Here is a 14,030-nt window from a genome sequence, read left to right on the forward strand (position 1 = left end):
ATCGGAACCTCAAGTGTTCCATATCTGAGATGACTTTGTCTTCATATCTCATGTTTCGCTAACAAACTTATTAGAATATCATAACAGCTAATTTCGAGCGGGGTTACTTTAAACTCTAGCATCTGACAGAAAGAATGAGCTCCAATAAAGTTGTCACACTCTTCATTAATATTTCGTCTTAACCGAGGTCTACATTCCACCAAAATTATACACTATTGCCAAATCATCCAAAACTTGTCACGGTGACTTTCAGTCGTCTACGATGCACAATTGTTTTAAGTTGCTACTGACTATGACTAATTCTAAGCAATATGAGAGAAAATTTGGTTTCACCGCCTACGCTGAAACTTTGAATGGCCGTCTAGCGATGATTGGTTTTCTTGCTGTCTTGATCACTGAGTTGGTGACCGTTCAAGAAGTTCTCCATTTCTGGGGTCTGCTTTAAACCCTTAGTTGGTGTACTATAATCGCCGTTGTTAATCCCCTTGTTCGACTGGGTTCTCCTCGGACAACCCAGTTTTTTAAGTGATTAATTGTACTAACGGACATATTCTTTGAGAATACTATTGCGATTAGGATGTCGCAATTTCCGTAGAGCCTTAGCTTCGATTTGACGAATTCGCTCGCGAGTGACATTGAAAATTTGTCCAATTTCCTCTAGGGTTTTCATGCGTCCGTCATCTAAGCCATAACGTAGGCGGAGAACATCCCGTTCTCGTGGACTCAAGGTATCGAGAACATTTTCTAAATCTTCCCGCAGTAGATTTTTAGAGACTTCATCTTCTGGATTTTCTCCATCAGCTTCAATAAAATCACCCAGACGAGAGTCTTCTTCCTTACCAATAGGGGTTTCTAGTGAGATAGGTAGTTGGGCTGATTTAGCAATAAAACGAAGCTTCTCGATGGTCATTTCCATACGCGTGGCAATTTCTTCTTCGGTGGGTTTACGGCGCATTTCTTGGGAAAGAATCTTAGTAGTTTTCTTTATTCTAGAAATGGTCTCGTAAAGATGAACTGGAAGACGAATGGTACGCGATTGATCGGCAATCGCTCGAGTAATAGCTTGACGAATCCACCAAGTAGCGTAGGTCGAGAATTTATAACCCTTTTCGTGGTCAAATTTTTCGGCTGCTCGAATTAAGCCCAGAGATCCTTCTTGAATCAAATCCTGGAAAGATAGCCCCCGATTCATATATTTTTTAGCAATAGAAACCACCAGACGCAGGTTAGAATGAACCATTTTGTCCTTAGCTCTACGTCCTAAAAAAAGACGGCGTTGGAAAGCGTGCCAATCGACATTGACGGCTTCTGCCCATTCTTTCTCAGTGGGGAAGCGTCCCATATGTTCACTGAGTTGTTCTCGAATTCGTTCTAATTCAAGAAGATCAGCAATTTTACGAGCCAATTCAATTTCTTCTTCAGCACGCAAGAGTCGAATACGACCAATTTCTTGAAGATAAACCCGAATTGAATCCTCTGTGTAAGGCTTTTTCTTACTTTGATCGCGACGGCGAGAAGCACTCAGTTTTCGGTTTTTTTTCCCTTCTGGTCCAGTTAGTCCCTCATCGAGTACCACATCATCAGCCGATGCTTGTATGGCTTCATCATCATCGGGGATGAAGAATCCCACATCAATCTGAGGTTCAGTAAGGGTTAATAGCTCATTAGCCTGCGTCATGCCGTTTTCCTCTTGCTCCTTGAAGTGCACAACTAGAAGATAGGGTGTGATAGTAGAGTTTATGAATTCAACCTCCCTAAAGTATACTTACTTAGGAGTGATTCATAAGGTTTCTTGGGGAAAAGCTGTTTGAACTAGCCTGCTTGGAGTTGACTATCATAAGGACTATGAGTCTTAAGCAACCAGTTTGGAAAGTTCCCAAGAACAAAGTCGGAGGTCAAAAAATTTCGAGACCTCTCCGATTGTAGCCTCGATTACAAAAAATCGGGTAAAGTTTTTGTTTTAACTGCACAAGATCCTTTAAGATTTCGGGTAGGGTTAAGAACACTGGATAAAAGATAACTAGACATTTAGATTTAATCAGGTGAAGACATGGCTAATGGAGGTCATTAACAAACAAATTCTCGAGTGAATTGCGTTGATAACAACGCTCATCTTTAAATCTACCTACCTAGCTAGTTTTAGAAAGACTGGAGAACAGACCAAAGTCTTACTCGAACTTAGGGAAGCTCGAGCTTGGGTCTCCTTAGCAGACTCAATCTTTAAAGCTAGGCAAGGCTCCTCAACACTGGTTAAATCTTCAGTCATCGTTTTGAGTTTCTCATCAAAGTCCGAGGACATTCATCCCCAATAAACGAGGATGTTCACTGACATAAAAACAGTACGTTCGTCCTTGAAAGAGAAAAATTTTGTGCCCTTGCTATTCATACGTTAGCAAAGTTTCTTCTGTGCCGATCACTTAAGCATCAAGAAAATCGAACTAATGTGAAAGTTTGATGACCTAGACTTTTATATTAGTCGCTGCACTTACTCTAAAGTTACCTTGGTAATAATCCCGTTATAATCGTTGAACTCTGCATTTGACTATGACTTACACCATACTTCTTTAAACAGAAGTTAATAAATAAAACTGAACTATTTGTTCGTTTAAAAAATCAAGGAATGTTAAGACTCAATATTGGTCGAAAAAAGCCTTTAGTATTGCTAATACTGGGTTACCTTTTTCCGTTGCTTATCCGACTCAGTGCAAAAAGCTTCAGTTAAGAGCGTTAGAGAGGTGGCGGCTAATATCAAAAAGCAGGTAAAGCCAAAACTGAAATGCCAACCCCCCAAGCCAAGCCGACAAAAACCTGAAAAGGTGTGTGGCCCAGTAGTTCTTTCAACCGCTCTTGGTTAAGATGGTGGCCATCTTGAAAAAATTCATCTAGGAGTTGATTGAGAATCTTTGCCTGGGCTCCTGCAGCTTGACGAACGCCAGCCGCATCGTACATCACAATTACCGCAAATAAAGAGGCAATAGCAAATTCCGGACTATTCCAGCCGACGGTTAATCCTACGCCAGTAGCTAATGCTCCCACTAGAGCCGAATGTGAGCTAGGCATTCCTCCAGTAGTGACGAGATAGCGCAGATTCACTTTACCGTTACGAAATAGCTCAATAATTGTTTTTAATCCTTGAGCCGAAAAACAAGCCAGCAAAGACGCCGAAAGGATTGGATTGTGGAAAATCGTCTCAAAATCGTGCATGGTTAATTTTTTAAGAGCATTTAATTTTTACGGGTGACGATAAAGTTGGCTATTGCCCTTAAGGGGTCAGCCTTGGCTCCGTAGGGTATTAACTCAGTAATTGCTCCAATTACTAAGTTTTGAGCTTGTCTTTTTGATTCTTCAAGGCCCCAAAGGCTTGGATAAGTAACTTTTTGGTCTCGCAGATCCTTTCCAGATGTTTTCCCTAATTCTTCTTTGGTGGAGGTGACATCTAAGATATCATCAACAATTTGAAATGCTAAACCAATGTTTTGAGCATATTGAGATAATCGTTGCACTTCTTCTTCTGAAGCTCCAGCTAAAATAGCCCCTGATACCACTGATGTTTCTAATAAAGCTCCGGTCTTATGAGTATGAATAAACTTTAAAGTATCAACGCTAATATCGTCTTGCCCTTCCGATTCTAAATCCAATACTTGACCGCCGACTAATCCAGCTGCCCCTACTGTGCGACCTAAGCGGGCAAGAACAGTAATTAAATTGTGGGGAGCGACATTACGCGTTTGGGTAGCTGCATATTCAAACGCATATGCCAATAAACCATCTCCAGCTAAAATTGCAATGTCTTCCCCATAAACCTTGTGATTTGTTAATTTTCCTCGACGATAGTCGTCATTATCCATTGCTGGAAGATCATCATGAATTAAAGACATGGTGTGAATCATTTCTAGGGCACAGGCAGTAGGCAATGCTATTTCGTTGGTGCCACCCATCAACTCACAAGTGGTTAAGCAAAGAATTGGGCGCAGTCGCTTTCCCCCAGCTAGTAGAGAGTAGCGCATTGCTTCATAAATTTTTTTGGGACAAGTAATGGAGAGGGAACTATCTAATGCTGCTTCAACGAGTTGTTGTTTTTCGTTAAGATAGGACGCAAGGTCGAAATGTAATACTTCTCGTTGCGCCACAAGGTTTTCGCCTGTTGTGACCATGTCTAAATACCTTGAACCAAGCAACTTTTTTAATATTATCTTTATTCAGTTTACACTGAGATCTTCTTACTCGACTTTAAGCAGCTATTTTTAACTCTTCTAGTCACAATGTTCTCTTAGTCTATCCCATGCTTGAAAGAAGTGTGATAAACCGCATCTGCCTTTAGGTGAAGTAAAAATGTGTTACTATGTCCTTGACAGCGAGACGAGTGGAACATTCTCTGGTGTCTTTCAATATGGAATTTTTTGGAATTCCGTAATCAGAACAGCTATAGTAAACTCTCTCTGAGAGGTTTTCCTTAACGGACAGAGCCTGGTCAATGCTGTCGGGCAGTCAGCAAACTATAAACAGATGCTTGTACAGGAGAATCTGGAAAAGACTTTTATCGAAACTACTGCTCGATCAAAGAAAAAATTTCTTGGTATTGGATATTGCGTGTGTACTTGATAAATCTTTTTGTGAGTGATATCCAAGGCAGTTAGTCGACCACTGCGTTGATGATAAACTTTATATGTCGATTCAATGTCAGGCTATCGACAGTCTGAGATTAACTTAACAGAAGGTACTTCAGAAAATGTCAAGGGAATAGTATAGCCGATAATAATCGGTACATATTACAATTCGTACTTGAAATAGAGCTTGCTAATATTATGGAATTGACTGCTTATTTAGCATATTTATTCTAAAGTTTGTTGTTCAAGGGAAAGGGTGGGATTAATTTCAGCATGGACTAACCAAACATTTTTTATATCTAGATAGTTAAAATGGGGAGTTCATCCCTTCAATGTTTTCTTAGAAAATTTGGTAACTCTAGCTTAGGACATCAATATTGTAAATACAATATTGATGTCCGTAAAGTCTATTGTCAGCAATGCTAGGACGAACATTGTATATTGATCAAGTGACGTCAAACATGCGTTTTTCGGAATAGGTAAAACGACCACCGTATCAGACTAACTTAAAATTGATCAATCAATGACCAGATATATTAAAAAATCAGGGGCTTAATTTTGGCTTGAATATTCTAAAGTACAACTACGATTAACTTTAATAGATGACTCTTTTGATACCAAATATGAATTAATTTCGTAGCCTTTATAAACTTTTATTTGAGAAAAGCCCCAAAGTATTCAAGAAACAAGTCAAGACTACCTCGAATTCTTTGACTATAAATTTATTTATTCAACCTAATGACCTTAGATATAAATGGTGATATTCAATCACTCAATAAGTTTTTTAAAATTTAAAAACTGGACTTTTACTAATCTTGTTTAAGTCTCGAATTTCTAATTATTAGACTTTGAATTTTTCAAATTATTTTAAACAAACAATTGCTCAGTTTTCTTTTTTCTAAATAGTTTTAGCCGACTGGCACTCTTGTTTATTCTTGATCGAGACTTGTACTTTTCAGGCATTCTTATCATTTTATCGGGTCTTTTCTAGCTCGTCAAAATCTCTGTCTATTTATTGTAAGGACTCTTAAAAGCAGGTTAAGCAAAACAATAAAAATGGGGTCATTTGAATTTGATTGAAGTTATCATTACTAATTAAGATCAATGTCTAACTTACACCAGTAAGTTGAGAGCCGAGAGTTATTCCTTCAAGATTATCTCATGTGATATCCAATTAACTTAAATCTAGCAATTTTTTTTTGAAGGGGTTAAATACTCCTAAATTTTATGTCAAATGAGTCACACTAGAGATATCAAAATTATTAGCCTTGATGAGGATGAAGAGCCTGGCACCATGACTAAACAGACCAAAAGTTCGTTCTAAACTGAGCTAATTTTCTTCCTCAGTTAAAGCAACTAGCTTGGTCAATCCATTGATAATAGTTATCGTTTAGGAGTTAGTTAGATAGGTAGATATGTTCAGCAATAATTTGTTTAATGTTTGGGCTGTATTTTAGTTTAAAGAGAATTCAGTTGTGATGAATAGTCGAAAAGAGACATCTCTAAAAGTGCTTGTACTACTAGTTGTTAATGCTTTAAATCCTAAATTGTCGGCCACACCCAAGGACTCCCACCAGGTTTTTTCCCAGTAAAAAGCTTTGAGGAGCCGGAGAGTCTGTTTAACTTATCCAGTGTTGAGGTTAAATTCTCCTATAAACGGATTAATCGATTACTTGGGAACTCCTTCACTTGAAATCAAGACTGTCTTCTTAGAAAACAAAGCGATTTATTCAGGCTAAATAGTTTGAGGTGGATAGAGTTTTCCTTGTTTATTTTAAGCACATTGACATTTTCTATATTTATCCTTTCAATTGGATGGTTGCTTATTTTTAAGGAGGATTAAGGACAATTGTAGGGGATAGAATCGGGTTAATATGCCTTGTAAGTAATTATCAGATAAGGCATAAAAGTGATCAGTTTAGCGATTATTAAGTAACAGTCGATAATTAGCCTACAGTCTTTTTAAAAAAGTTTGTGTTGGCAACCAATATTTTCTTTTCTAGGAAAAAATTGGAAAATAATTTTTACTAATCCCTAACTTGAGAGATTGTTTTAACAAACAGTTAAGACAGTAATTAAACTGAGACTAATGATAACGCTGAGGATATTCTATACTCTCTAATTTCTAAATTTTATCAGGACATCAATTTTTTTCTAAAAAAATGTGGCTCTTCTCGACCGAGTATGATAGATTAATAGCCAATAACTTCCATAACTCTTGTTCTAACTGTATTCTATAACTCTGATAACTTTATCTTGAATAAGAATTAATTGTTTATAACATTCAAAACCTTGTAAAGTAAGACTTTAAGATTTTTTTATTATGATTTTGTCACAGCTAGTCTAAAAAAAACAAGAATGCTACATTGTATTGACCGTAGCAATCCTAAATAATCCGCAAAATTCGTGGTTGCTTTTCCCTCGAGATTTTTCTGACATCTAATTCGATAATTGCTATCTCGATTCCCTTTGATCGTTAATCATCACTAGTTGATAGAATTTTATGTTCTTCTTTCCAAAAGAAATTAGCAAAGTCTTCCCTTTAATTACTGTACTAATAACAGTCAATAACCCTAATATTTGGATTCACTCATTACCGGTACTGGCTCAAGTTGTTGAACTTGAGCCCAACCCCTTAGCGACTCTTATCGAGGATCCTCTTCTTCCTTCAGTTCCCCGTCCTCTCACACCATTTGAACAGCGTAAACTGAGAGAACAACTAAATGCTTTAAATGCTGAAGCTCAAACTCAATTGCACGCAGATAATGATAATGTAGCCTTCGAAATTTGGTATCGGGAATTGAGATTACGGAGAGTTTTAGGACGCTTAGAGGAGATTAAATCGTTAGGAAGAGTAGGGGAAATTGCTTGGAATCGGACACGAACTGAAGATGTCCAAGTTATTAACAAACGATTAGTGACTTTGCAAGAATTATCAGAAAAAGAAGATTCTTTAAGTCCCGCCTTATTAAGGGCATTAGCGGATGCTTATAAAAAACTACATGCTCTAGATAATTCCTTAATGATCTATCAAAAAGTTCTCAAGAATGCCCGTCAAGATAATGACTTCATTGCTGAAGAAGCTGCTATCAAAGAGTTAGGTCAATTGTATTTAGCTAAATTTGACTATCCCAAAGCTGCTCCTATTTATGAAAACTTACTCAACCGCGCCCAAACTAGACAGAATATCTTAGAAGAAGGAGCATATTTGCAAATATTAGCTGAGATTTATGGCCGATCTTTACAACCAGAAAATGCAGCTAAAATCAAACAACAGTTAGTTGAAAACTATCTATCAAGTCAAGAACTAGAGTTAATTCCTCCTCTTAAAATTGCCATAGGAAAAGATTACGAAACTTTAGAAAATCCAGAAATTGCAAGTCGAAACTATCAGGAAGCTTACTCATTAGCTTGGTCATTCCAATTATTTGGAGCAGCAGCAGAGGCGTTAACACAATTAGGAAAACTTTATCAAAAGTATGAACAAAATGACTATGCTTTACAGATTTATAAAAATTTAATCCAAGTAGAACAATTATCCTATAATTATTATGGGTTAATGAGAGCCTATGAGAGAATTGGTAAGATTTACATGGTTAGTCAACAATATAAATTAGCTTTAGATTTTTTTAAAAAAGGATTGATCTTAGCCCAATCTCTTAATTATAAACAAAATGACTTTTTAGCTTATATACGAAGAGCTAATACAAGAATAGAGAGAGAAGAAAATCAAAAAGAAGTTAGCCCTTGATTACAAGGATAACCCTAATGTCTATTCGAAATAGAGGTTTCTCGTTTTCAGACAGGGGAAAACTATTAACTTCCTTTTGACCTAATCAATCTTCCAATACTTTTTCTATTTTTACAGAGTTAAACTCAGAAAAATAAATTATTTTCTTGAATCTGTTATAAGTTTTACTTAGAGATTTGTGATAGGCAGGATCATAGTGAGTTATTAATAAGTCTTGTACTAAATCAAACCATTTTTTTTGATCAATCAATTTAAACCAATCATCTATTTTTCCTTTACCATAACGAGATTTTAGATAAGTTAATCTTTTTTTTAAAATGCTTGGATAGGTAATTAAATAAGTATATTTTTTTAGTAAAAAGTTAACTCTTTCAGAGAGAGGAAGTTGTACTTCAAAACAAGGCGATTCTTTCATTTTATGCCAAAGTTTTGAAGGTAGATAAACTTCACCGATTTTATAACTTTCTGATTCAACCCATATAGGTTTAGTAAGATCAAAACTTTTAAATTGTTGTAATAAAAGTGAATCGAAATATTTTTGTGAAGGCTGATAGTCTATTTTTTTTTCCCATTCTTTTCCTAAAAGTGAACCTCGATGATTGGCTATTTTTTCTAAGTCTAAAACTTGATATCCTTGTTTAGAAAGCTGATGTAATAAATCGGTTTTACCAGTTCCAGTTAATCCGCACAGGATATTGTAATTAAACTTCAACGGTAATATTTCTAACTCTTGTCGTACATGTTGACGATAAGTTTTATAGCCTCCTTTTAATACCTGAACTTGCCAACCAATTTGGCTTAAAACAATGGCTAAACTATTTGATCGTTGACCTCCTCGCCAACAATAGATTAAAGGAACATAGTTTTTATCTTTTGTAAAAAAGTATTTTTCTAAAAAATGACTAATATTTTTTGTGACTAATGAAGCCCCTATTTTACGAGCTTTAAATGGAGAAATCTCTTTGTAAATTGTTCCAACTTTTGCCCTTTCTTGGTTATTAAGAACTGGCAAATTAATGGCTCCAGGAATATGATCTTCCACAAACTCATTTTCAGAACGGACATCGATAATTTCACTGCAATCATTTTTTTCACTAATTTGATCAATAAAATAAGGCGACTTTACCATAATTTAGTTTAATTTACTATTAATCTATAGAAATTAAATTCGTTAGAAGTAATTTTTTCTAAAAATTAAAAGTCAATATTTTATTATTAACACACCTAGTATACCGGCATAAAATTTCGTAAAAAACTGACTCTTTATAAGAATTTTAGTACTATTCATGACAAAACTGCTATCAATTGTATGACCTTTATTTTTTAACAATTAGATTGTAGCATTATTAGGTCCCTTTTTTAAGTGAATTTTATCGGGGAACAATTGATAATGAAGACGAATTACATTAGTTGCCTCTACAACACTTATTCAATGATCATGAGTGTCATGATCATTGAATAAGTGTTGGTGGTACGAATAGAACGTTTACCTTGACTTACTTTCAATAACTAAGGTTTCCTGTGCCTTATTATAAGAGCAGACGTTATGGAACTGAGTATCTGTTTTTGAGGAGTAATACCATTTTTTTCTCCGATCCAGTTTATAAGTATTTGCAACTCTGGATTTAGCTGTTAAATCATTTATTTGATAATTTAATAAAATTCCAGTTTCTGAAACAGTTAAAACACTACCATAACTAAAGTTTAAGGTAGTCTAACTATTAGAAACAGCATTTCCATATGGAATAATAAGTCACTTATGTACTTTCGCTAAGTTGGAATAAAAGTTAAAGCAAAGTTTTTTAAATAAAAAAACTTTGCTTTAACTTTTATTTGATTACCCCTAAATTGTTTTAAGGAATTTACCTATAATTAATTACTATATACGCTCAAATTTTATTCGTTATTTTTTTTGAAACAATGTGTTATTTTTTCTATTAGAGAAAAATCTAAAACCAGGAGAAAACTCTGGTTCTCAAAGAAGTTCTCTGATTTGATAAGGACTGCAATCGACTTTATTTAAAATTCCTAGACTAGAGAACGACTTATGTAAATTTTTTGGTAAACACAAAGTAATTATACAAATTTTTATTTAAAAAAATAACTTCTATGGCAGTTTAATAGCAGGGTATAAAACTAATTTGGAATAAATTGTACCGTACTTTTATAAAGCCATTAAGAACTTTACAATCATCCCTAAAGAAAAAAAAATAATAATTAAACTCATATATATATATGTTCAGATAACATGTCTTTATCAATAAGAAGAGAAGCTTTTTTTATAGTCAAAAGCGATGTTTATTTATTGCTCAACTAAATAGATTAATTAATATAAATTTTCTATGTTTAGAATTGTTAGTTTGAAATAAATTAACTGCTAAAATAAATTGAGTTATTGCCGCTATACTAATTACATTAACTTTCTATTTAAATACTTATAAACTGGGTTAAAATACTCAATATTTTTACAAATTAATTATATATTATTTGTCAATAAACAAGCAAAATAATAAGACTAATTGATAAAAATATTTTGATTTGTAACTCTGATTGTAGTAACATAAAAGCAGCAAATTACAAGTTTTTTACAAAAAAACTTGTAATTATAAAAATAATTTAGTTACATTTTACTAAATTAAATTTAGTAAAAATAAGTTAAAGAAAAAGATATAAAATTCTAATAAATTAGAAAATTTTTATCCTAGAAATCTTCATTACTAATTGTTTCACTCCAATCACCTCCCATGCAGTCCCCATAAATATTAATATTAGATAATCTGTTTCTCGTCTATGTGGAAGCAATGGGCATAAAATAACAACTATACTACTAATTCTAGTTTCTATATGACTGCTTATAAGGTATAAATGGAAAAAACTCTTAACAAAAAATATTGATCGTTCTTATTCTCAGCGCATCTTGAATATCAAACTGAGTGAAAATCAGAAAATTATTATTTCTAAATTTTAAAAATTTGTTAACGCTAAGATGGTGATTAAACTTTGTAATCAACCTGAAATGAATATAAAGTCTTCAGATTATCAATACTAGAAAAGTAGGTTTAGAGTTTTAAAAAACTCTAAAAATAACGAATATTAGCTGGATATTTCTCGGGAGGAATATGTCTAAACTAATATTTATTATGCAGTAACAATTATTAATAAGAAATTTTTTGATAAAATGAGAACGAATACTTAAAATTGGGGATGAGATTACAATAATAATTAAGTTTTAGGTCAAAAAATGAGTTCTACGAATATCGTTGGGTTGATCAACTATAGTTAATAGTACTATGTTAGTTCAAGTGTATGGACTAAAAATAAAAGAGTTTAATTTCTGAAATAAAAAGTTTGTCAACAAAAATGAATTTAAAATTGAATAGCTGTAATAATTACTATATTAATAGTATACCCCGACTATACAACCTTAGCCAAGGTTATTATACAGATGTTTTTACTACCCAAAAATAATTAGGCTCATGGTACTCACTCTATCCTCGTAGCCCTGTGTACAACTTTATTAGATAATATTTACAGTGTTCAAATTTAAAAATATAAACATAATAACTTGTCCCACAGCCTTGGAATTATGTATTTTTCACCCCCCGATTTTGGAAACAATATATACATGATATTAGATGTGTCTTTCCATCTAAAATTATTGGCGGCGTTGCTGGTAAATCTGGATTGCTTCTTAGGACTTTTCTACTTTTTCTCTTGACTAGAGTTTTCCGAAGAATAGGTTCAGAATCGCACTTATACAAACAATATGTATAATACAATTATAGGCATATTCTATTCTAGTCTACAACTTTACGATTAGAGCATATGAAGTAAAAACATAGTCATTTAATTTTTGACTCTCTACCTAACTAAATTTTTAGTAATAGCTAAATATTTAGTTGAATATTGCGAGTTTCAATATTTCGTTTCCGAGTTGTTTCCAAGTTCTTTGAGAGTAAAACTTATTCTGCTTTAAAGATGCGGAGTTTGTTTTCTTCTGGTAGAAGAATATTATTTTTTTAGACCTTAGTCTATTGAATAAGCTTGTAAGTAAATCTTTTAAAAAGAATTTTTTGAACATCAATAATATTTATTTATCTAGAGTTGTTAACTTTATAAAATTGATTATTATATTCGTTTTTTAAAAATTAAAATAATTAAATCTTCTCGGTCTAGAGTGAGTAACAACTCAATAGTTTTCTTATAAGTAAGGGGTGACATTTTGTCTTTAGATAGTTGTAAAAGAATAAAAAGGTTATTAAAATGATATAAACTACAAAAAAATAGGCGTCTAATTATTGAACAATTTTTCTGATTTCTGATTATAGAAAATACTAAATAATATATTTATACCTCTTTTAGGGAATTTAAATCTAATTAAATAGAAAATTCATAATAGGTTTATATTTAATTATATAATAATTTAATTATTAATTAAATCCTCAATTCCAATGATTATCTCTAGTTTTTCTTGAAAAAATTTTAAAAAATATTATAGTTTATTATTTTTTAATAATAATTAAGAGTTAAAAATTGTATTTTACAAAAAACTTATCAACTTCTGAGTAAAGTAATTCGATAGTGATTGTAACACTTTTGAGGTAGTTTAAAATGAAGAGAAATTCAGTTTAAATATTTATTTGGTTTTCAAAAAAAAGATTAAAAAATAGAGCTATTTTTTAATCTTTTTTTTGAAAATGATAAAACTATAGATTTACCAGCTTTTGTGTCTATGTTAGACATGTATAAAAAATTGTACAAAATACTTGATTCCTTTGATTGTGTAAGTTTTATCTCATTACTGGTAGTATTGAAAATGATTGACATATTAATTGAAGTATTATATTGTAGTTTTATGCAGATCTCCTTAATAAAGACAATTCTTGTTAAGATGATTTATACTGTTGTTGATAATTATCTGATGATGCAAAGATTAGCTTAACCTGGTTATGCTATTAGCTAATCAGTTTTACCAGGACTTGCTATTGTTTTTATTTTAGGTATAAATATATTTATCAAAACATTTATTTATTGTAGGTTTATTTAGTATTAGTTAAGTTATTTAAACTAACATTAAAACGCGATTACTTCTGAAATAGAATGCCACAATTGGGATTATTTCCTTATTTTTCTTATTGAAAGTTGATCCAAGTATTTTTACTTACAAATTTAATATTTATGTATTTAATAAAATCTTAGAGCTTGCCAATGGAGATGAGAGAGATATCTTAATTAAGAAGAACTATTGTTTCTTTTTAATTAAGTAGATATATAAGCAGTAAAATTACTAGTTTAACTACTAAGCTTAGAAGTAAAAGTACTAGTTTTGCTGATAATTGTTGCTAATTTAAAAACTATTGAAGTCATACTAGTTTTATCTTTATTGATTACCCTAGCAGCAGCGTATTAGTGAGTCTGCTACATTTAAAGATGATGTTTGAGGTAGTAATTAGGGATAATTGCCAGTATCAGTGGGATGTATCTCAGTTATTTTTACAAAAATCTCCAGTCAGGAACTGCCATTGTTTTAGTTGCGTCCAGGTTGTTTGTCATAGCTTTGTTGTTTAGTCTTCGATATTGCTTACTTACCCAGTCTATTTTCGGAACTTCAAATTCTTAGGAGGAATTGATTATCCATTTATTATTTTTTTGTATAAATTAGAAGAGATTTG

The 14,030-nt window shown here is 32.7% G+C and carries 7 protein-coding genes and 1 pseudogene; 3 read left to right on the forward strand and 5 right to left on the reverse strand.

Features of this window, described 5'->3' with window-relative positions:
- The first annotated feature begins 292 nt into the window (after positions 1-292).
- Positions 293-445: a chlorophyll a/b-binding protein gene (locus P3F56_RS03335; RefSeq protein ID WP_281153381.1), complete on the forward strand. Its 153-nt coding sequence runs from the start codon at positions 293-295 to the stop codon at positions 443-445.
- A gap of 93 nt (positions 446-538) precedes the next feature.
- On the opposite strand, the gene rpoD is transcribed toward P3F56_RS03335, so the two are convergent.
- The 4 genes from rpoD to crtE form a co-directional block, all read right to left on the reverse strand.
- Positions 539-1,678, reverse strand: a complete 1,140-nt coding sequence (gene rpoD / locus P3F56_RS03340; protein WP_281153382.1) for an RNA polymerase sigma factor RpoD — start codon at positions 1,676-1,678, stop codon at positions 539-541.
- Positions 1,679-2,125: 447 nt separating this feature from the next.
- Positions 2,126-2,299, reverse strand: a complete 174-nt coding sequence (locus tag P3F56_RS03345; protein WP_281153383.1) for a hypothetical protein — start codon at positions 2,297-2,299, stop codon at positions 2,126-2,128.
- A 449-nt stretch (positions 2,300-2,748) separates the two neighbouring features.
- A complete protein-coding gene (locus tag P3F56_RS03350; protein WP_281153384.1) occupies positions 2,749-3,204 on the reverse strand; it encodes a divergent PAP2 family protein in 456 nt (151 codons plus the stop codon).
- Between the two features lie 20 nt (positions 3,205-3,224).
- Positions 3,225-4,154 carry a geranylgeranyl diphosphate synthase CrtE gene (gene crtE / locus P3F56_RS03355; RefSeq protein WP_281153385.1) on the reverse strand — a complete coding sequence of 310 codons (930 nt, stop codon included), beginning with the start codon at positions 4,152-4,154 and terminating at the stop codon, positions 3,225-3,227.
- Between the two features lie 2,956 nt (positions 4,155-7,110).
- Here crtE and P3F56_RS03360 point away from each other — a divergent pair.
- On the forward strand, positions 7,111-8,358 hold the full coding sequence (locus P3F56_RS03360; protein WP_281153386.1) for a tetratricopeptide repeat protein: 1,248 nt from the start codon (positions 7,111-7,113) through the stop codon (positions 8,356-8,358).
- Between the two features lie 85 nt (positions 8,359-8,443).
- On the opposite strand, the gene mnmH is transcribed toward P3F56_RS03360, so the two are convergent.
- On the reverse strand, positions 8,444-9,487 hold the full coding sequence (gene mnmH / locus P3F56_RS03365; RefSeq protein WP_281153387.1) for a tRNA 2-selenouridine(34) synthase MnmH: 1,044 nt from the start codon (positions 9,485-9,487) through the stop codon (positions 8,444-8,446).
- 3,687 nt (positions 9,488-13,174) lie between these two features.
- Here mnmH and P3F56_RS10425 point away from each other — a divergent pair.
- Positions 13,175-13,978 (forward strand): annotated as a pseudogene (locus P3F56_RS10425) (metal ABC transporter permease).
- The last annotated feature ends 52 nt before the right edge of the window (positions 13,979-14,030 follow it).

Origin of the sequence: cyanobacterium endosymbiont of Epithemia clementina EcSB (assembly GCF_029919255.1) — a bacterium.
In the GTDB taxonomy this organism is placed as follows: Bacteria; Cyanobacteriota; Cyanobacteriia; order Cyanobacteriales; family Microcystaceae; genus Rippkaea.

Excerpts from the sequence above, each read along its gene's own strand:
- mnmH (WP_281153387.1), bottom strand. The coding sequence starts at position 9,487 with ATGGTAAAGTCGCCTTATTTTATTGATCAAATTAGTGAAAAAAATGAT.
- P3F56_RS03335 (WP_281153381.1), top strand. The coding sequence starts at position 293 with ATGACTAATTCTAAGCAATATGAGAGAAAATTTGGTTTCACCGCCTAC.
- rpoD (WP_281153382.1), bottom strand. The coding sequence starts at position 1,678 with ATGACGCAGGCTAATGAGCTATTAACCCTTACTGAACCTCAGATTGAT.
- P3F56_RS03345 (WP_281153383.1), bottom strand. The coding sequence starts at position 2,299 with ATGTCCTCGGACTTTGATGAGAAACTCAAAACGATGACTGAAGATTTA.
- crtE (WP_281153385.1), bottom strand. The coding sequence starts at position 4,154 with ATGGTCACAACAGGCGAAAACCTTGTGGCGCAACGAGAAGTATTACAT.
- P3F56_RS03360 (WP_281153386.1), top strand. The coding sequence starts at position 7,111 with ATGTTCTTCTTTCCAAAAGAAATTAGCAAAGTCTTCCCTTTAATTACT.
- P3F56_RS03350 (WP_281153384.1), bottom strand. The coding sequence starts at position 3,204 with ATGCACGATTTTGAGACGATTTTCCACAATCCAATCCTTTCGGCGTCT.